Consider the following 20,183-nt stretch of genomic DNA (forward strand, 5'->3'; position numbering starts at 1 on the left):
GGGGCTCCGCCCCAAACCCCGCTCCTCAAACTCCCCCAGCCCCAGGGGGCCGGGAGGTACCCCCTGGAGGGGCTGGATTCTGCCCCCCGCCCGGTGGGCAGCCGGTCCGGGCGGGGTGGATTGGTCCCGCCCGGTGGGGCAGTCGGCCCGAGCGCGGGGTGGACTGGTCCCGCCCGGTGGGCAGCCGGTCCGGGCGGGGTGGATCGGCCCCGCCCGACCGGCCGCGGCCCTGCGGGTGGTTCCGGGTGTGCTGATGTTCCTGTTCCGAAAGGAAACGCGGTGGAACAGCCGCGGCGAAACGGGGCAGAGATAGAGGAACACGGCGCAGCACAGGAGGCGGGACGGACGTGGACACCGAACGGCGGCGGGCCCTGTGGCGCACCGGTGAGTTGCTGCTGGGACTGACCGGCTGCGCGCTCCTCGCGGGTGCCTGGCTGTGGACCGTGTCCCCGCGCCGCCCCGACGCATACACCGCCGCCCTGATGGCCCTGCCGCTCGCCCTCTTCGAACTGTCCTACCGCTGCTGGGAGAAGCGCTGGGCCCTCGACAACGCGCTCGCCGAACCCGCCGCGCCGCCGCCCCTGTGACCGGCGGAACCCGGCACCGCCCCGGCACGTCACAGCGGGGAACCGCCCCGCCGACGGAAAGGTGCCGTCATGGACCGCCTGCGCCAGTTCGCCCCCCTCGCCGCCCTGCTCCTCGCCCTCACCGGCTGCACCACGGCCGCCGAGGCCACCGCCGGCACGGTCACCGGCAGCCGCCCCACCGCCGCCGTCACCGCCGACGGTCCCAAGCCGGCGCCCGGCCGGGCCGACGTCGACGAACCCCGCACCGGCCCGGCCGTCCCCAAGCCCGGCACCTGGTACCCGTACGACCTCTACACGCACTGCGGCATCGGCACGCTCACCTTCGGCGGCAAGTACTGGGAACTGCGCCAGATGCGCACCGACATCGACGCCGAGGTGGCCGGACCGCGGGTGGAGTGGGGCGACCTCTACACGCCGGGGTACATCCAGCTGGAATCCGCCGAGATGGTCGTCTTCGAGACCGGCGGGCAGCCGCCGCTGACCTTCGTCCCGGTGGCGGCGCCGACCACGCTGTGCAAGTGAGCCGGCCCGGCCCCCACACGTACCCGGCCCGTCCGGTGCGTGGCTGAAAATCGTGCCCGTGCCGGGCCCGTGGGCCTGGGTCGGGCACGGTCCCGGGCCGGGTCCGGCCGTTGTCGCCGACCCCGCCGCGCCCGTCCGGCGGGCCCTTCCGCGGCCCGCCGGCAGCCCTCCTGAAGGCCGGACACGCGGGCGGCCGAAGCCGTTCCGCACCGCCCTCCGGCATCCCCGCGGCAGGTGCCGTGCCGCCTGCCGCGGCGCGGCCCGGTCACCCGTTCTGCCCACGACTCGCCTGCCGATCGGGCGCACCACCTGTACGGCCGCCCCGCCCGCACCACGCACCGGATGCGCCGGACGGGACTCCTGCGCCGCCTGGGACCCGCCCGGCCGGGCCGGCGGCCGCGCCCAGGTCACATCTTGAGCGCAATGCCCCGGATGGGGCCCGGCAGGCGTCCCTCGCCGTACACAGCGCGCCGAGGTGCGGCCATACTGTTCGGGCCGGGGAGGGCACAGCACGACAGTGGGGGCGGCAGTACGACATGGCGGAAGTGGCGGAAACCAGACTGATCCAGGGACGGTACCGCCGGCTCGATCTCATCGGGCGCGGCGGCATGGGGGAGGTCTGGCGTGCCCGGGACGAGTCGCTGGGCCGCCAGGTCGCGGTCAAATGCCTCAAGCCGCTCGGACCCAGCCACGACGCCGAGTTCACCCAGATCCTGCGCGAGCGGTTCCGGCGCGAGGCGCGGGTCGCGGCCTCGCTGCAGCACCGGGGCGTCACCGTGGTCCACGACTTCGGCGACGACAGTGCCTCCGACGGCATGCTGTTCCTCGTCATGGAGCTGCTCCACGGCCGCAACCTGAGCCAGCTCCTGGACGAGAACGACCACCGGCCGCTGCCCGTCGCCGAGGTCCTCGACATCGCCGAACAGGTCGCGGCGGCCCTCGCGTACACGCACGAACAGGGCATCGTGCACCGGGACCTCAAGCCGGCGAACATCATGCGGCTCACCGACGGCACGGTGAAGATCTGCGACTTCGGCATCGCCCGGCTCGCCCACGACATCGGCTTCACCGCCAAGCTGACCGGCGGCGGCATGGCCATGGGCACCCCGCACTACATGTCGCCCGAGCAGATCGCCGGCTCCGAGGTCGACCACCGCAGCGACCTGTACTCCCTCGGCTGCGTGCTGTACGAGATCGCCACCGGCGCCCCGCCGTTCGACCTCGGCGACTCCTGGTCCGTGCTCGTCGGGCACCGGGACGCGGAGCCGGAGCCGCTGCGGGTGCACCGGCCCGAACTGCCGGTCTTCTTCGAGCAGGCCGTCCTCGGCCTGCTCGCCAAGGCGCCGGAGTCCCGCCCTGCCGACGCCCGGGCCCTCCACGCCCGCCTGCTCGCCGGCCGCCCGGCGCCGACCGGGCCCGTCGGCCTGCACGCCGCCGCCCCGGCCCCCGAGGCCCCGCTGCCCCCCTGGGCCCGCCACATGACCGCCGGCCCCCGCCCCGGCGTCCCCCGCGCCACCCACAGCGGCGCCTGGGCCCACGCCCTGACCGGCGTCTGGACACTCCCCGCCCGCCCCACCACGCCGCCCGGCCCGCACCCTTCGGGCGCCCCCGCACCGTGGGGCGCTCCGGGCCAGGCGACGGGCCCCGCGCCGACGGCAGCCCCGGGTTCGGTGCGCACCTCTGCACAGGGGGTCGTCCCGGGTGCGACGGTCCCGGGCTCGGCTGCGGTTACGGGTGCGACGGCCCTCGGACCGGCTGCGGTTACGGGTGCGACGGTCCCCGGCTCGGCCGCAGGCACGGGAGCGACCGGCAACCCCGGACGGGCCGCCGGTCGGGCCGCGAGCGGAGGTCCGGCGCCGACGGCCGCCCCGACGACGGGCGTTCCGCCCCGGACCGGCCCGGGCACCTCGGAGAGCGGGCACGCACCTGCCACCGCGCACACGCCTGCGGCGGCCCCTTTCCCGGCCGCGACCACCCTGCCCGCCCCCGACCCCGCGCATCCCCAGGCCCCCGGCACCGGGTACACCCGGACCGAGCAGCCCGCCCCCGCTGCCGCCCCTGCCGTGCCCCCCGGATCCACGCAGGCCACGGGCCACGTTCCGGCCACCGGAGACGGGCATGCCCGGACCGCGGGCCACGTCCCGGCCGCGGGCCACGTCTTCGTTGCCGGGCACGCTCCGTCCGCGGGGCACGTCCGGACAGACAGACACGTCCGAAGCGACAGCCACGTCCGAAGCGGCAGCCACGCCCAGGCCGGCGGGCCCGGTCCGGCCGTGGGCGACGGCCTCGACGAGGCGTCGGTCTCGTTCACCGGCCACACCGGCGGCTCCGTTCCGCCTCACGGCCATGCCCCGACCGTCGGCCATGCCCCGACCGCCGGACCCGCCCCCGCCGCTGGTCACGGCTCGCCCGCCGGGCACGCGCAGCGGCCCGGGCAGGCCTCCGCTGCCGGGGCGGGGCAGGGCGGGACGGCCGGTGGGGATCCGCGGGTGCCGCAAGGGGGTGGCGCCGGGGCGTACCCCGGGGAGCCGGCCCTGCGGCATGCCGTCGCGCTCGGGCTGGGACGGGCCGGGCGGTGGGAAGAGGCGGGCCGGGTGCACCGGGAGGTCGCCGCCGCGCGGGCCGAGGCGCTGGGGGCCGAGCACCCCGACACCCTGGCCAGCCGCTACGAGCTGGCGTACGCCCTCAGCCGGACCGGCCGGGCCGGTGAGGCGCTCGCCGAATACGGCCGGGTCGCGACGGCCCGCGCCCGCACCCTCGGCGCCGAGCACCCCGACACGCTCGCCGCCCGCCAGGAGACCGCGTACGTCCTCACCCAGCTCGGCCGGCACACGGAGGCGCACGACGTCTACGCCGAGGTGCTGGCCGCCCGGACGCGCGCCGCCGGACCCGAGCACCCCGACACCCTCGGCTGCCGCCACAACCTCGCCGTCAACCTCAGCCGCCTGGGGCGCCTGGAGGACTCCCACCGCATGGCGGCCGAGGTGGCCGCCGTCCGCGCCCGCGTCCTCGGCCCGGCCCACCCCGACACCCTCGTCAGCGGCTACGAGGCCGCGTACGCCCTGGGCCAGCTCGGCCGCTGGGCCGAGGCCCTGCACGGCTACCGCGCGGTCGCGGCCGGCCGCGCCGGCACCCTCGGCCGCGACCACCCCGACACGCTGGCCGCCCGGTACGAGATCGGCATCTGCCTCGGCCGGCTCGGCCGCAGCGCCGAAGCGCTGGAGCTGTACCGGGACCTCGTCGGCGACCGCACCCGTGCCTACGGGGCCGCCGACCCGGAGACCCTCCGCGCCCGGCACGGCCTCGGCGTCAACCTCGGCCGGCTCGCCCGCTGGGACGAAGCCCTGGCCGAGGCCCGCGAGGTGGCCGCGCTGCGCGCCCGCGTCCTCGGCCCGCACCACCCCGACACCCTCGTCAGCCACCGCGAGGTGGCCGTCGGCCTCGGCTGGCTCGGCCGCTGGCAGGAGGCCCTGTCGGTGTACCGGGACGTGGCCGGCGGCCGCGAACAGGCCCTCGGCACCGAGCACCCCGACACCCTGGCCGCCCGCAGCGACGAGGCGCACTGCCTGGAACGCCTCGGCCTGGCCGCCGAGGCCGAGGAGCTGCACCGCCGGGTGGCCGCGCTGCGCGGCCGGCGCCCCGCGTTCGGCAGCCCGCTGCCGCCGGTCGTGGCCTGACGCACCCTGGCGACGGCCGATCGTCCCGTGTTACGAAGAGCCATGAGCCGAGCATCGTTCTCCCGCGCCGTGGACGGAACCGGCACCGCCGGCGGAGCCGGCGACGGCCGCTACGACGCCGTGATCGTCGGCGGCGGGCACAACGGCCTGGTCGCCGCCGCCTACCTGGCCCGGGCCGGCCGCCGCGTCCTGCTCCTGGAACGGCTGGGGCACACCGGCGGCGCGGCCGTCTCCACCCGCCCGTTCGCCGGTGTCGACGCCCGGCTGTCCCGCTACTCGTACCTCGTGTCGCTGCTGCCGCGGAAGATCGTGTCCGACCTGGGACTCGCGTTCGCGGTCCGCAAGCGCACGGTGTCCTCGTACACGCCGACGGTCCGCGGCGGCCGGGCCACCGGGCTGCTCGTCGGCGGCGGCGAGGACCGCACCCGGGACTCGTTCGCCCGCCTCACCGGCGACCCGGCCGCCCGCGAGTACGACCGCTGGCGGGAGTTCTACGCCACCACCGCCCGCGTCGCCGAACGCGTCTTCCCGACCCTCACCGAACCGCTGCCCACCCGGGCCGCCCTGCGCGAGCGGATCGGCGACGACGCGGCCTGGCGGATGCTGTTCGAGGAGCCCATCGGCCGGGCCGTCGAGGAGCACTTCAGCGACGACCTGGTCCGCGGCGTGGTCCTGACGGACGCCCTGATCGGCACGTTCGCCGACGCCCACGACCCCTCCCTCGTACAGAACCGCTGCTTCCTGTACCACGTCATCGGCGGCGGCACCGGCGACTGGGACGTGCCCGTCGGCGGCATGGGCGCGCTCACCGCCGCCCTCACCGAGGCCGCCCGCACCGCCGGCGCCGAGATCCGTACCGGGCACGAGGTGGTGCGGATCGAGACCGACGGCGCCGCGGAGGCCGCCGTCCACTTCCGCACGGCGGACGGGGAGGGCCTGGCCGAGGCCCGCCAGGTCCTCGTCAACGCCTCCCCGCAGGCCTTGGCCGCCCTGCTCGGCGACCCGCCGCCGGCCCCGGCCGAGGGCGCCCAGCTCAAGGTCAACATGCTGCTCCGGCGGCTGCCCCGGCTGCGCGACACGGCCGTGGACCCGCGGGAGGCCTTCGCCGGCACCTTCCACATCGCCGAGGGGTACGGTGACCTGGCCGAGGCCTACGCGAGCTCCGCGGCCGGGGAACTGCCCGCCGCCCCGCCGTCCGAGATCTACTGCCACTCGCTCACCGACCCGACGATCCTCGGCCCCGACCTCGCCGCGCGCGGCTACCAGACCCTGACGCTCTTCGGGCTGCACGCCCCCGCCCGGCTGTTCGAGAAGGACCACGACGGCACCCGGGAACGCCTGCTCGCCGCGACCCTCGCCCAGCTCGACGCCCACCTCGCCGAGCCGCTCGCCGACTGCCTCGCCGAGGACGCCGACGGCCGCCCCTGCATCGAGGCGAAGACCCCGCTCGACCTGGAACGCGAACTCCGCCTGCCCGGCGGCCACATCTTCCACCGCGACCTGTCCTTCCCGTATGCGGAAGCCGCCGCCGGCAGCGGTCGCTGGGGCGTCGCCACCCGGCACGCGAACGTCCTCCTCTGCGGGGCGGGCGCGGTCCGGGGCGGCGGGGTGAGCGGCATCCCGGGGCACAACGCGGCGATGGCGGCGCTGGGCCGCTGAGCCGGGGCGCAAGCGGTCCCGCCGGCTTCCGGGCCGGAGCTCCGGCCGGAGCCCCGGCCCGGCGGGCAGCGTCCGTCAGCGGGTGGTCAGGAGCGGGAGCGGCAGGTACGCGAGGGCCACCAGCAGGGCGAGGGCGGCGGCCGGCAGCAGCAGGGCGGCCGGCGGCCAGTCGAGCCGGAGGAGGGCGGCACCGGCGATCCCGCCCGCGAACATCGCGGCGACGGAGGCGGCCCGCCGGGCGGTGGCCCCGGCGGTGCGGCCGAACAGCGGGTCGTGCCCGGGCAGCCACCCCGCGAGGAAGGCCGTCATCGCCCGGGTCACCAGCGTCGTGGGCATGTCCGGCACGTTCACCCGCATCGCCGTCACGTTGCGCAGCCCCATGGCCGCCGACAGCACGGCGATCGCAGCGAGGTGCCGGCCGGAGGGATCGCTGCGCACGGGCTCCAGCCCCCAGACGGCCACCGCGGCGACCGTGACCAGCAGGGCCTCGACCAGAACGGCGATGACGAACCAGCGCCTGCGGTGCGCCTCCAGCCGCCACTCGGTACGGGCGCCGGCCAGTGCGCCGACGGTGAACGCGCCGAGCGAGGTGAGCGGGGCCGCCACCGAGAACGGATCCTGGCTGGCCACACCGAACGCCAGGAACAGCACGTTCCCCGTCTGCATGCCGGTGAAGACGGGCCCCAGCGCGAGCAGACTGGCCGCCTCGACCAGCCCGGTGGCGAGGGTGAGGACGGCCATCAGCCGGGCCGGCACGGTGGGCGCCTTCGCCATGTACGCCTCCCCTCCCGGTCCCGGTCCCTCCGGCACCGCCCGCCAGTCTGGGCGGGCCGCCCGGGGACTCCGACCCGCCGCGCTGCGGGGCGCTGCGGATCACGTCCGGGTGGCGGATCGCGCGCCCCGCCGGCGGGGGCGGTGTACCCGGCGGGTGCCGGGGCGGGCCGCGTCAGTCCGTCGAGCGGGTCCAGCCGGCCGGTTCGATGCGGGCGCCGTCCAGGGGGCGGTCCTCGGAGAAGAGGAGGGCACCCGGTTCCGCGATGCGCAGGACGTCCACGTAGATGCCGCGGCCCACGTACCGGCCGGTGGACGCGTGCCGGAAGCGGAGCTGCACGGTACGGCCGGCCCAGGCGCCGAGCGGCGCCTCCAGCCGGTGCCAGATCCGCTGCGACCAGCCGCCCGCCGTGCCGTCGGGCCACTGCTCCGGGCTGCCGCCGGTACTGCGGACGGTGTTGAACGGGACCGGCTGCCATACGGGTCCGGCCGGCCCGCCGGCGTCGGTACCCGCGCCGGCGCCCGCGTCGGTACCGGGTCCGCCGCCGGCGGCGGACCCGGCCGGAGCCGGGCACTTGACGCCGGCCGGGTCCGGGACCTCCAGGAGTTCCAGGTGGAAGGCTCCGGCCCCCGGCACCGTGTCCCACCAGACCGCGCAGCGCAGCCGGGCCGCCGCGGTGGCGGGGGTGACCGGGGGCAGGGTGAGGGTGCCGGAGGAACCGGGCTCCATGCCGGAGAACCAGGACGCGCCGCCGTGCCGGGTGCGGACCGGCACCGCGCGCGCGAACCGGTTGCCGGCGGCGACCCGCGGCGCGCTGCCGGCCCGCCAGGTGCGCACCGGGTGCACGGAGTTGCCCAGCAGGATCAGGTACGAGTCGGTGGACGGGTCGAGGACCAGAGAGGTGCCGGTGAACCCGGTGTGGCCGGCCGAACCGGGCGTGGCCATCGCGCCCATGTACCAGTGCTGGTAGAGCTCGAAGCCGAGGCCGTGGTCGTCCCCGGGGAAGGCCGTGTTGAAGTCGGTGAACAGGAGCTCCACCGAGGCGGGGCGAAGGATCCGCTTGCCGGCGTACACCCCGCCGTCGAGGAGGGTGCGGGCCAGCACGGCGAGGTCCCAGGCCGTGCCGAAGACACCCGCGTGGCCTGCGACGCCGCCCAGCGCGTGGGCGTTCTCGTCGTGGACCTCGCCCCACACCAGACCGCGGTCGCGGCCGGACCACGGCGGCCGCTGGACCTCCGTGGCGGCCGTCGACCGGCGCCACGAGAGCGGGGGATTGAAACGAGTGCGCTGCATCCCGAGCGGAGCAGTGATCTCTTTCTGGAGCAGGGCATCCAGTGTGTGACCGGTGATCCGTTCCAAGAGCAGCTGGAGCGCGATGAGGTTGAGGTCGGAATACCGGTACACGGTGCCCGGGGGTTCCTGCGGCCGCACCGACCACAGCAGCCGCAACTGCCCCTCCCGGGTGGCCTCCTGGTAGAACGGAGCCCACGACCGCAGCCCCGAGGTGTGCGTGAGCAGCTGCCGGACCGTGATCAGCTCCTTCCCGCCGCCGGTGAACTCCGGCAGGTGGCGGTGGACCGGCGCCTCCAGCTCCAGCCGCCGCCGCTCGATCTGCTGCACCGCGAGGATCGACGTGAACAGTTTCGTGAGCGAGGCCAGGTCGAAGACGGTGTCCTCCGCCATCGCGATCCGCTCGGCCGCCGGGAACTCCCGGGCCCGGTCGGTGCGCCCGTCGTAGTCCGCGTACCGGACCGCGTCCCCGAGCGCCCGGTGCAGCGCGACCGTGCGGCCCCGCCCGGCGAGCACCACCGCCCCGGCGAAGTAGGGGTACTCGGGCGACGGGCCCAGGAACCGCCGGACCTCCGCCACCACCCCTTCCAGGTGCCGGTCCAGCAGCCCGGCCTGCCGCGCCGACCCGTACCGCAGCCGCAGCCCCTGCAACGCCCGCCGCTCCACCGGGTTCTGTCCCGCCGCCGCGGCCCCGGGCAGCGCGTGCAGCACCAGCACCCCGCCCAGCGCCAGCAGCCGGAGCCCCAGCCCGCGCCGCCCCAGCACCGGCGCCCCGCCGGCAGCCCCTTTCCCACCCCCCGTCCCGCCCCTCACCCCGTCCGGCTCCCCGCGCGTCCCCGCCCCTGCCCCCGTGACCTCTCCCATGACCGGTCCTCCCGTCCCGACGACCTGCATCCGCACCCGCACCGCTCCGGACCCCATCCGCACCCGCACCCGCACCCGCACCGTCCCGCATCCGGTCCGCACCAGGCCCCCGCCCGCACCCGTCACCGAGTATCTGCCCGCGTACGACCCCGACCCCGCGCCGCGCGGGAGACAAAGAATCTGACACTGCATCAGAAATCCTCTTCCCTCGCCCGGCGCGCTGCGGCATCCTGCCGCCCATGGAGACGGAGCTGAGCAGGAAACTGGGAGTCGAGCACGCCATCTTCGGGTTCACGCCGTTCCCGGCGGTCGCCGCCGCCATCAGCCGGGCCGGCGGCTTCGGCGTGCTCGGCGCGGTGCGCTACACCGCCCCGGGCGATCTCGCCCGCGACCTCGACTGGATGCAGGAACACGCCGACGGCAAGCCCTACGGGCTCGACGTCGTGATGCCGGCGAAGAAGGTCGAGGGCGTCACCGAGGCCGACGTCGAGGCGATGATCCCGGAGCGGCACCGGGAGTTCGTCCGCGAGACCCTCGCCAAGCACGGGGTCCCCGAACTCCCCGAGGGCGAGGCCTCCGGCTGGCGGATCACCGGCTGGATGGAGCAGGTCGCCCGCAACCAGCTCGACGTCGCCTTCGACTACCCCATCAAGCTCCTCGCCAACGCCCTCGGTTCACCGCCCGCCGACGTCATCGCCCGCGCCCACGACCACGGCGTCCTCGTCGCCGCCCTCGCCGGCAGCGCCCGGCACGCCCGCCGGCACGCCGAGGCCGGCATCGACGTCGTCGTGGCCCAGGGCTACGAGGCCGGCGGCCACACCGGCGAGATCGCCTCCATGGTGCTCGTCCCCGAAGTCGTGGACGCCGTCGCCCCGCTGCCCGTGCTCGCCGCCGGCGGGATCGGCAGCGGCGAGCAGATCGCCGCCGGACTCGCCCTCGGCGCCCAGGGCGTCTGGCTCGGCTCGCTCTGGCTCACCACCACCGAGGCCGACCTGCACTCCCCGGCCCTCACGCGCAAGCTGCTGGCCGCCGGTTCCGGCGACACCGTGCGCTCCCGCGCCCTCACCGGCAAGCCCGCCCGCCAGCTGCGCACCGAATGGACCGACGCGTGGGAGGACCCGGACGGGCCCGGCCCGCTCCCCATGCCGCTGCAGGGCCTGCTCGTCGCCGAGGCCGTCTCCCGCATCCAGAAGTACGAGGTCCACCCGCTGCTCGGCACGCCCGTCGGGCAGATCGTCGGCCGCATGACCTCTGAACGCAGCGTCCAGGCCGTCTTCGACGACCTCACCCGGGGTTTCGAACAGGCCGTCGACCGCATCCGCCGCATCGCCGGCCGAGCCTGAGGAGCCCCGCATGTCCGACTCGCAGCCTCCGAACGGCTTCTGGGCCCAGGCCGCCGCCGACCCCGACCGGATCGTGATCACTGCTCCGGACGGTGAGCAGTGGTCCGCCGGCCGGCTCCTCGCCGACGTCAACCGCATGGTGCACGGCCTGCGCGCCGCCGGAATGACCCGCGGCGACGCGTTCGCCGTGGTCCTGCCCAACGGCATCGAGTTCTTCACCGCCTACCTCGCCGCCTCCCAGGCCGGCTTCTACCTGGTCCCCGTCAACCACCACCTGGTGGGCCCCGAGATCGCCTGGATCGTCGCCGACTCCGGCGCCAAGGTCCTCATCGCCCACGAGCGCTTCGCCGATGCCGCCACCGCCGCGGCCGACGAGGCGGGCCTGCCGCCCGGCCACCGGTACGCCGTCGCATCCGCCGGCGCCACCCCCGCCGGCTTCCTCCCGTACGGCGCCCTGCTCGACGGGCAGCCCGCCGGCCTCCCCTCGGACCGCACCCTCGGCTGGGTCATGAACTACACCTCCGGCACCACCGGCCGGCCCCGCGGCATCCGCCGCCCGCTCCAGGGCAAGCCGCCCGAGGAGGCCCATCTCGGCGGGTTCCTCGGCATCTTCGGGATCCGGCCCTTCGACGGCAACGTCCACCTCGTCTGCTCGCCGCTCTACCACACCGCCGTGCTCCAGTTCGCGGGCGCCTCCCTGCACATCGGGCACCCGCTCGTCCTCATGGACAAGTGGACCCCCGAGGAGATGCTCCGCCTCATCGACGGCCACCGCTGCACCCACACCCACATGGTGCCCACCCAGTTCCACCGCCTCCTCGCCCTCCCCGAGGTCACCCGTACGGCCTACGACGTCTCCTCGATGCGGCACGCCATCCACGGCGCCGCACCCTGCCCCGACCACGTCAAACGGGCGATGATCGAGTGGTGGGGGAGCTGCGTGGAGGAGTACTACGCGGCCAGCGAGGGCGGCGGTGCGTTCGCCACCGCCGAGGACTGGCTGAAGAAGCCCGGCACGGTCGGCAGGGCCTGGCCCATCAGCGAGCTCGCCGTGTTCGACGACGACGGGAACCGCCTCGGGCCCGGTGAAGTCGGCACCGTCTATATGAAGATGAGCACCGGCGGCTTCAGCTACCACAAGGACGAGGGCAAGACCCGCAAGAACCGCATCGGCGACTTCTTCACCGTCGGCGACCTCGGCGTGCTCGACGAGGAGGGCTACCTGTTCCTCCGCGACCGCAAGATCGACATGATCATCTCCGGTGGTGTGAACATCTACCCGGCCGAGATCGAGGCCGCCCTGCTCACCCACCCGGCGGTCGCGGACGCCGCCGCCTTCGGCATCCCGCACGCCGACTGGGGCGAGGAGGTCAAGGCGGTCGTCGAGCCCGCCGAGGGCTTCACCCCCGGCGAGCCGCTGGCCGCCGAGATCCTCGCCCACTGCGCCCGGCAACTCGCCGGGTACAAGCGGCCCAAGACGGTCGACTTCACCGCCGTCATGCCCCGCGACCCCAACGGCAAGCTGTACAAGCGGCGGCTGCGCGATCCGTACTGGGAGGGCCACCAGCGCGCGATGTAGCGGTTTGTGATGATTCCCACCCCCGGCCCCGGCCGGGCGCCGCAGCGGCCCGGCGGCGGGACGCGCGTGGCAGGGTGGGGGCATGAGTACGGCAACGCACCGGCCCCCCTTGACCGACTGGACCGTGGTGGTCCCCGCCCTCGCCCTCGTCGCGCTGGTCCTGAGCTGGGGTCGCGACCTGCCGGGCTTCGCCGTGGGACTGGTCGCGCTCTGCCTGGCCGGCGCAGTGCTGGCCGCCGTGCACCACGCCGAGGTCGTGGCCCACCGGGTGGGCGAACCGTTCGGCTCGCTGGTCCTGGCCGTCGCCGTCACCGTCATCGAAGTCGCGCTCATCGTCACCCTGATGGCCGACGGCAAGAGCGGCAGTTCCACCCTCGCCCGCGACACCGTCTTCGCCGCCGTGATGATCACCTGCAACGGCATCGTCGGCCTGTCGCTCCTCGTCGGCGCGCTCCGCAACCGGGTCGCCGTCTTCAACGCCGAAGGATCCGGCGCCGCACTGGCCACCGTCGCCACCCTGGCCACCCTCAGTCTCGTCTTCCCCACCTTCACCACCAGCAAGCCGGGCCCGGAATTCTCCACCGCCCAGCTCACCTTCGCCGGAGTCGCCTCCATCTGCCTGTACGGCCTGTTCGTCGCCGTGCAGACGGTCCGCCACCGCGACTACTTCCTGCCCGTGGCCACCGGGTCCGGCGCCGGCGACTCCGAGGACGACCACGCCGAGCCGCCCGGCAGTCGCGCCGCCCTCATCAGCCTCGGCCTGCTCGTCGTCGCCCTGGTCGCGGTCGTCGGCAACGCCAAGGCCGTATCGCCCACCATCGAGTCCGGCGTGGCCAAGGCCGGCCTGCCGCACGCCGTGGTCGGCGTCATCATCGCCCTGCTGGTGCTGGCACCCGAAACCCTCGCCGCCGTACGCGCCGCCCGCCGCGACCGGGTCCAGACCAGCCTCAACCTCGGCCTGGGCTCGGCGATCGCCAGCATCGGCCTCACCATCCCCGCCATCGCCCTGGCGTCCATCTGGCTGACCGGCCCGCTCGTCCTCGGCCTCGGTGCCACCCACATGGTCCTGCTCGCGCTCACCGTCGTCGTCGGCGCCCTCACCATCGTGCCCGGCCGCGCGACCCTCCTCCAGGGCGGCGTCCACCTGGTCATCCTCGCCGCCTACCTGTTCCTCGCCGTCAGCCCCTGACGGCGGCCGGCCCGGGGGCCCGCCCCGGGCCGGCCGCCGCGGTCAGCGGCGCTCGTGCACCCGGACCACCTTCAGCGCCGGCGACGCCATGATGTCCCGCTCGCAGAACCGGCCCCGCACCCAGCGCTCACCCGAGAACAGCCGCGTCTGGTCGCTGTACGACGGGGACAGCGGGTTCGAGGACTGGCCGTACGCCAGCAGGGTGCGCGCCACCGGACAGCGGCTGCCGTCCCAGCCCACCGCCTGGACGTGGCTGGTGCCGTGCACCACCTCCGCGTACCCGCCGGAGGCCGCCGTCCACGGCGCCTCGATCTTGTTCCACACGCCCAGCGCCTCCGTGCCGCCGCTCACCGGGATCCGCTGCCCGCCCCGTACGACGAACTGGTGCGCACCCAGCGGCGCGTCCAGCGCGATGCCCGCCTTCCCCAGCTCCTGCACGGTGTCCGCCAGCGCCCGCGGGAGACCCGGCGCCGCCTGGTTCAGGGTGTGCGGGGTGCGCACCGGATCCGCCGCAGAGAACGGCACCTTCCACAGTTCGCCGGGCGGCGTCGCGGCCGTCAGCCGGCGCCAGAACCGGTCGAAGAGCAGCGCGCCCCGGCTCCCCGTGTCCGTGGTGCGGTCCCAGCGGGCGAGCACCGCGCAGGCCTCCGAGACGTCGACGGCGGTGCCGTCGCCCGCGGTGGCCGTGCCGCCCGGCAGCGCCGCACAGGCCGCCGCCGCACCGGCCGCGGCCAGATCACCGGCCGGAGCCCGGTTCGCGAACTGCTGCCGCTCCAGATCACGCACGGTCAGCCGGCCGCGGGCCGCCATGGCCGCCACGTCCTCCACCGCCCCGCGGGTGCGCAGCGACCGCGGGGTGCCGATGGTGCCCCAGATCCGCTCGTATCCGGTCACCGGCCGGTCGGCGTTGGCCAGCCAGGCGCTGTCGTTCGAGTTCTCCGCGTACGGAGCATCGCGCAGCACCGGGGCCCGGGACGGACCGAAGACGCCCGGCTGCACCGCGTCCGGGTCCGACCCGGGCGTGCACGCCGACCGAGAGCCGTCCAGTACGGCCAGCCCCGACGCCGGGTACGTGGCCCGCCCCAGCGGAGTGGAGCAGCCGGCCGCCAGCTCGTCGGTGATCCGCGGCAGCACCTGGGCCTGCGTGAACAGGGTGCGCCCCGCCGCGTCGGCCGCGACCGTGTTCACCCAGGGCAGCCCCTGGGTGCGCCGCAGCGCGGCCTCCGCGGCCGCCACCGAGCGGGCCTTGCCGAGCGCCAGCGCCGTGTCCGAGCCCCGCAGGTTCGACGCGTTGGGGTCTCCCAGCGCGAACGCGGTGGTACGGGTCCACGGCAGCGGCAGCGAGCCGCCCAGCGAGGTCAGCACCGGACCGTACCGGGTCCACCACTGGCTGCGGATGACCTCCCCGCCGCCCTGCACCGGGACGGTGACGGTCCGCCGGACCATGCGCTCCGGCCTGCCGTCGACCAGGTACGCCGTCGGGTCGGCCGGGTCCAGCGCCAGCTGGTGCAGGCTCACCGGCACCCCGGTGGCCACGGTGTGGCTCCAGGCCATCCGGTCGTTGTAGCCGATGTTGATCACGCCGGTGCCCAGCAGTGAGGCGCCCGCCACGTTCAGCTCGCCCGGGATGGTCTGCTGGGCCTGCCAGAACCGGCGGCCGCCGTGCCAGGGATAGTGCGGATTGCCGAGCAGCAGGCCCCGGCCGTTCGCCGAGGTGCCGCCGCCGAACGCCACCGCGTTCGACCCCATGTCGGCGCGCGCGTTGTCGAACAGCTCACGGGCGGCCGCGGCCGCGTCCTTGGGGGAGTCGCCGCCCGCCTTCGGGGCGGGTGCCCCCGCGGCCGGCGGGGCGGCCGCCGTGATGCCGTCGACGGCCCGGCCCTCGCCGCCCAGCACGGACACCGCGAACGCCCGGGCGGCCACGTCGCCGGTGGTCACCGGCTGCACCCAGGCCGCGCCCCGGCACGCCGGATCGTCGATCTCGTTCTGCGCCAGCCAGGCGTTGTAGCCGGCCGCCCAGCCGCGCATCAGGTCCTTCAGCTGCCTGCTGGGGCCCTCCGGCGCAGGCCGGGCCAGCAGCCGCTCCACCGTGCCGGAGTCCCGGACTCCGCGGAAGTACAGGTCGCTGGAGAGGTTCCGGCCGGCCGAGGAGAGCGAGAAGTCGGTGGCGGCGTCCGGGCCGAACCAGCGCGACCGCTCGCCACGGACGGTCGTGAACCCGTCCGCCAGCACGCAGACCTGGTCGGCGGCCTGCGCCCAGCCGGTGCCGAAGCCCAGGCCGGCGTAGTCCTCGGCGCGGATGTGCGGGATGCCGTATTCGGTGTAGCGCAGCACGGCGGACAGGCCGTGGGCGGCGGGCCGAGCCCCGGCGCCGGGCGCCGCCGCGGCCGGCCCGGCGGTGGCACCGGCCCCGAGCAGCGAGGCGGTGAGCAGGGCGGCGGCTGGCACGGCCAGCCGCCGTAAGGACGTGCGGACGTTCACGGTTCCCCCCAGACGGGCGTGGAAAGTGAGCCTTCACCGGACAGGACTCCCGGCGGGCCCGCAGGGTTGACCACCCGCCGGTGCTTTCGGCGAAGGACCGACCGGCAGGGGTGCACCCCAGGCGCTCGCACCTGCGGCTCGCACCCGCGGTTCACACCTCCGGGTAGAGCCCCGACTCCCGCAGCCGCCGCAGCGTCAGGTGCTCGTGGACCAGCCGCCCCACCAGCGCCCCGCCGAAGACCACGAACCCCACCCCCACCAGCCAGGACTGGGCGACCAGCAGGGTGCCGAACGGGCCGTACGTCACCGCGTTGGAGGCGATGAGGGGGGAGAAGACGAGCTGGGAGAACAGCCGCAGGCCCAGCTGGCCCAGCGCGGTGGCCACCGCCCCCGGCAGCAGTGCGCGCCAGCGCACCCGCCCGCCGAGCAGCAGCCGTTGCGAGCCCCAGAAGAACAGGCAGGTGCTCACCATGTCGACGGTGCCGCCGAGCAGTGTGTTGATCACCGAGTCGTCGGTGGCGGACACCGACACCAGGACGCCCAGGTACGCGATCAGCAGGGCCAGCCACACCACGTGCCGCCACATCGTGTGCCAGCGCGCCGACGGCAAGTCCCACACCTTCTCGTACCCGGTCTGCACGACCGAGCCGAACGTCAGGCCGAACACGCACAGGGCGGCCAGACCGAACGCGGTGGTCCGCTCCAGCGCCTGCCCCGGCATCCCGAACAGCAGCTCCACCTGGATCCGGGAGTCCCGTGACACCCCCAGGGCCTGCCCCAGCCAGCGCCCGAAGCCGTGCCCGCTGGCCGGGCCGGCGGCCGCCACCACGATCAGCAGCGGAACCAGCGTGAGGAAGCCCAGCGCGGCGAAGCCCATGGCACGGTGCATCAGTTCCATCTCACGGCCGCGGCTCCAGGCCAGCCCCACGGGCGAGGCCCGGATGCGGTCGTGCAACTGCCGGAGCCGGTGCCGGTGCGGGTCGAGCGTCACGGAGTCCGATTACCCCGAACCACCGCATCATCGGCATCAATCCGGCCGAACGGGTGGTTTTACGACTTCCGGGCCGGTCCCGGACCCGGCCCGCCCGAGCTGCACGGCCCGGTCCCCGTCTCAGTCCCGGAGGTCCACGATCCGGCGGATCTTCCCCACCGAGCGCTCCAGGGTCTCCGGATCGACGATCTCCACCGCCGCCGACACCCCGATCGACTCCTTCACCGACCGGGCCACCGCCGCGGCCGCCGCCTCCCGGTCGGCCGGGGTGGCGTCCCGGCGGGCCTCGGCGCGCACGGTCAGCGCGTCCAGCCGGCCCTCCCGGGTCAGCCGCAGCTGGAAGTGCGGGGCGACCGCGGGGGTGCGCAGCAGGATCTCCTCCACCTGGGCGGGGAACAGGTTCACCCCGCGCAGGATGATCATGTCGTCGCTGCGGCCGGTGACCTTCTCCATCCGGCGGAACGCCGGCCGGGCGGTGCCGGGCAGCAGCCGGGTCAGGTCGCGCGTGCGGTAGCGCACCACCGGCATCGCCTCCTTGGTGAGTGAGGTGAACACCAGCTCGCCGAGCTCCCCGTCGGGCAGCACCTCGCCGGTCACCGGGTCCACCACCTCCGGGAGGAAGTGGTCCTCCCAGATGTGCAAGCCGTCTTTTGTGGTGACGACCTCCTGCGCCACGCCCGGCCCGATGACCTCCGACAGCCCGTAGATGTCCACGGCGTCGATGCCGAGCCGGCCCTCGATCTCCCGGCGCATCTCCTCCGTCCACGGCTCCGCGCCGAAGACGCCGGTGCGCAGTGAGGTGGACCGCGGGTCGACGCCCTGGCGCTCCATCTCGTCCAGCAGCGTCAGCATGTACGAAGGGGTCACCATGATGACCTCGGGCTCGAAGTCCAGGATCAGCCGGACCTGGCGCTCGGTCATGCCGCCCGAGGCGGGGATCACCGTACAGCCGAGCCGCTCGGCCCCGTAGTGGGCGCCGAGGCCGCCGGTGAACAGCCCGTAGCCGTAGGCGACGTGCACCTTGTGTCCCGGGCGGACGCCGGCCGCGCGCAGCGAGCGGGCGACCACCTCGGCCCACATCTCCAGGTCGCCGTCGGTGTAGCCGACCACGGTGGGGCGGCCGGTGGTGCCGCTGGAGGCGTGGATCCGGCGCACCCGGTCCCCGGGTACGGCGAACATGCCGAACGGGTACGTGTCGCGCAGGTCGGCCTTGGTGGTGAACGGGAAGTGGGCCAGGTCCGCCAGGCTGCGGCAGTCGCCCGGGTGCACCCCCGCCTTGTCGAAGGCGGCCCGGTGGTAAGGGACCCGCTCGTACACGTAGCGCAGGGTGGCCTGCAGCCGCTCCAGTTGGAGGGCGGCGAGCCCGGCCGGGTCGAGCCGCTCCGCCGCGTCCAGGAGATCCGTCACCGTCGCCCCTTCCGCCGAGCGACCGGTCGGCCGGTCGGTTTCGGTAGGCAATCAAAGGTGGGGCGGCCCCGTCAAGGATTCCGCCCCGCCCCGCTCACCCCCGGTCCGCCTCCGTGGCCACCGCCTTCGCCCACCGGTAGTCCGCCTTGCCGCTCGGCGAGCGCCGGATGGCCGGGGCGATCACCAGCTGGCGGGGGATCTTGTAGCCGGCCAGGCGGGTCCGGCAGTGGCTCTGGATCTGGTCCAGCGTGGGTGCCTCGGCCCCGGCGCGCACCTGCACGACCGCCGCCACGTGGCTGCCCCACGTGGCGTCCGGCACCCCCGCGACCAGGACGTCGTACACGTCCGGATGGGCCTTGAGCGCCTGCTCGACCTCCTCCGGGTACACCTTCTCGCCGCCGGTGTTGATGCACTGCGAGCCGCGGCCCAGGACCGTGACGATGCCGTCCTCGTCGACCGTGGCCATGTCCCCGAGCAGCACCCAGCGTTCCTCGCCGCGCCGGAAGAAGGTCTCCGCGGTCTTCGCCGGGTCGTTGTAGTAGCCGAGCGGTACGTGGCCGCGCTGCGCCAGCCGGCCGGGCACGCCCACCGGCACCGGCTCGTGGGTCGCCGGGTCGACCACGAGGGTCCGCTCGTTGACCTCCAGCCGGAAGCCCTTCTCCGGCCCCGAGTCGTCGGTCGCCTTGCCGTTGGAACCGGACTCGGAGGAACCGAAGTTGTTGAGCAGCAGCACGCTCGGCACCAGCTCCTGGAACTGGGCCCGCACCGTGTCCGACATGATCGCGCCCGACGAGGAGAGGGTGAACAGCGAGGACATGTCGGTGCCCCGCAGCGGCCCGCCCAGCGCGTCCACCAGCGGCCGCAGCATCGCGTCGCCCACCAGCGACACGCTGGTGACCCGCTCCTTCGCGATCGTCCTGAGCACCTCCTCCGGCACGTACTTGCGGTGGATCACGATCCGCTGCCCGTAGTTGAAGGCGACGAACGACGTCAGGGTCGAGGTGCCGTGCATCAGCGGGGGAGTGGGGAAGAAGGTGAGCCCGGAGCCGCCCGCGGCGACCCGCTCGGCCAGCTCCTCCGGCCGCTTCACCGGCTCGCCCGACGGCGCACCGCCGAACAGCCCCGCGAAGAACAGGTCCTCCTGACGCCACATCACCCCCTTGGGCATCCCCGTCGTGCCGCCGGTGTAGATGATGAAGAGGTCGTCCGACGACCGGGGCGCGAACCCCCGCTCCGGCGAACCGGCCGCCTCCGCGTCCTCGAACGCCACCACGGCCAGGTCCGGCGCGTCCGCCGGCACCGCGCCCACCCGCACCAGGTGCCGCAGCCGCTCCGTCTGCGGCAGGGCGGCCGCGACCAGGGCGGTGAACTCGCCGTCGAAGACCAGCGCCGCCAGATCGGCGTCCCGGTAGAGGTAGACCAGCTCCTCTTCCACGTACCGGTAGTTCACGTTCACCGGAACCAGTCGCGCCTTGAGGCAGGCCAGCACGGTCTGGAGGTACTCGACGCCGTTGTAGAGGTGCAGGCCCAGGTGCTCGCCGGCCTCCAGGCCGCTGTCCAGGAAGTGGTGCGCGAGGCGGTTGGCCGCCGCGTCCAGCTCCCCGTACGTCAGCCTGCGCTCGGCGCCGGTGCCGGGGTGGTCCACGTACACGAGGGCCTCGCGGTCGGGGACCGCGTCGACCACCGACTCGAACAGGTCGGCAAGGTTGTACTCCACCGTTCCTCCTGACCCCGGGTTCCCGATGGCGGTCATTACAGCCGCGGGCCGTGCAATGCGGAAGGGCGACAACCAAGAAATCTGACTGACTGTCAGAAAGCTATT

General features: G+C 74.9%; 13 protein-coding genes. 7 read left to right on the forward strand and 6 right to left on the reverse strand.

Features of this window, described 5'->3' with window-relative positions:
- Positions 1 to 347 precede the first annotated feature (347 nt).
- The 4 genes from LG634_RS34990 (at position 348) to LG634_RS35005 (ending at position 6,445) form a co-directional block, all read left to right on the forward strand.
- Entirely contained in the window at positions 348 to 587 is a 240-nt protein-coding gene (locus LG634_RS34990) for a hypothetical protein (protein ID WP_226740154.1), read from the forward strand.
- Positions 588 to 656: 69 nt separating this feature from the next.
- The gene (locus LG634_RS34995; protein WP_226740156.1) at positions 657 to 1,109 is read left to right on the forward strand and encodes a hypothetical protein; all 453 of its coding nucleotides are present in this window, start codon (positions 657 to 659) and stop codon (positions 1,107 to 1,109) included.
- A gap of 545 nt (positions 1,110 to 1,654) precedes the next feature.
- Positions 1,655 to 4,786, forward strand: a complete 3,132-nt coding sequence (locus LG634_RS35000) for a serine/threonine-protein kinase (RefSeq protein ID WP_226740157.1) — start codon at positions 1,655 to 1,657, stop codon at positions 4,784 to 4,786.
- 42 nt (positions 4,787 to 4,828) lie between these two features.
- Positions 4,829 to 6,445 (forward strand): phytoene desaturase family protein, encoded by a 1,617-nt coding sequence (locus tag LG634_RS35005; RefSeq protein ID WP_226740159.1) that lies wholly within the window; start codon positions 4,829 to 4,831, stop codon positions 6,443 to 6,445.
- 75 nt (positions 6,446 to 6,520) lie between these two features.
- Here LG634_RS35005 and LG634_RS35010 read toward each other — a convergent pair whose 3' ends face one another.
- Positions 6,521 to 7,219: a YoaK family protein gene (locus LG634_RS35010; RefSeq protein ID WP_226740161.1), complete on the reverse strand. Its 699-nt coding sequence runs from the start codon at positions 7,217 to 7,219 to the stop codon at positions 6,521 to 6,523.
- Between the two features lie 172 nt (positions 7,220 to 7,391).
- Positions 7,392 to 9,401 carry a serine hydrolase domain-containing protein gene (locus LG634_RS35015; protein ID WP_372482551.1) on the reverse strand — a complete coding sequence of 670 codons (2,010 nt, stop codon included), beginning with the start codon at positions 9,399 to 9,401 and terminating at the stop codon, positions 7,392 to 7,394.
- 209 nt (positions 9,402 to 9,610) lie between these two features.
- Between LG634_RS35015 and LG634_RS35020 the strand changes: the two genes are divergently transcribed.
- From LG634_RS35020 to LG634_RS35030, 3 genes are all read left to right on the forward strand, one after another.
- Positions 9,611 to 10,714 carry an NAD(P)H-dependent flavin oxidoreductase gene (locus tag LG634_RS35020; protein ID WP_226740165.1) on the forward strand — a complete coding sequence of 368 codons (1,104 nt, stop codon included), beginning with the start codon at positions 9,611 to 9,613 and terminating at the stop codon, positions 10,712 to 10,714.
- A 10-nt stretch (positions 10,715 to 10,724) separates the two neighbouring features.
- Positions 10,725 to 12,293 (forward strand): acyl-CoA synthetase, encoded by a 1,569-nt coding sequence (locus tag LG634_RS35025; RefSeq protein WP_226740167.1) that lies wholly within the window; start codon positions 10,725 to 10,727, stop codon positions 12,291 to 12,293.
- 82 nt (positions 12,294 to 12,375) lie between these two features.
- On the forward strand, positions 12,376 to 13,482 hold the full coding sequence (locus LG634_RS35030; RefSeq protein ID WP_226740169.1) for a calcium:cation antiporter: 1,107 nt from the start codon (positions 12,376 to 12,378) through the stop codon (positions 13,480 to 13,482).
- Between the two features lie 42 nt (positions 13,483 to 13,524).
- Here LG634_RS35030 and LG634_RS35035 read toward each other — a convergent pair whose 3' ends face one another.
- From LG634_RS35035 to LG634_RS35050, 4 genes are all read right to left on the reverse strand, one after another.
- Positions 13,525 to 15,963, reverse strand: coding sequence for a penicillin acylase family protein (locus tag LG634_RS35035; RefSeq protein WP_372482550.1), 2,439 nt, complete (start codon positions 15,961 to 15,963; stop codon positions 13,525 to 13,527).
- A gap of 151 nt (positions 15,964 to 16,114) precedes the next feature.
- Positions 16,115 to 16,861 (reverse strand): YhjD/YihY/BrkB family envelope integrity protein, encoded by a 747-nt coding sequence (locus LG634_RS35040; RefSeq protein WP_264204005.1) that lies wholly within the window; start codon positions 16,859 to 16,861, stop codon positions 16,115 to 16,117.
- 213 nt (positions 16,862 to 17,074) lie between these two features.
- Positions 17,075 to 18,361, reverse strand: a complete 1,287-nt coding sequence (gene paaK / locus LG634_RS35045) for a phenylacetate--CoA ligase PaaK (protein WP_226740173.1) — start codon at positions 18,359 to 18,361, stop codon at positions 17,075 to 17,077.
- Positions 18,362 to 18,455: 94 nt separating this feature from the next.
- Entirely contained in the window at positions 18,456 to 20,078 is a 1,623-nt protein-coding gene (locus LG634_RS35050; RefSeq protein WP_226740175.1) for an acyl-CoA synthetase, read from the reverse strand.
- Positions 20,079 to 20,183 lie beyond the last annotated feature (105 nt).

It is taken from the genome of Streptomyces bambusae, from assembly GCF_020532645.1.
GTDB classification, from domain to species: Bacteria; Actinomycetota; Actinomycetes; order Streptomycetales; family Streptomycetaceae; genus Streptomyces; species Streptomyces bambusae.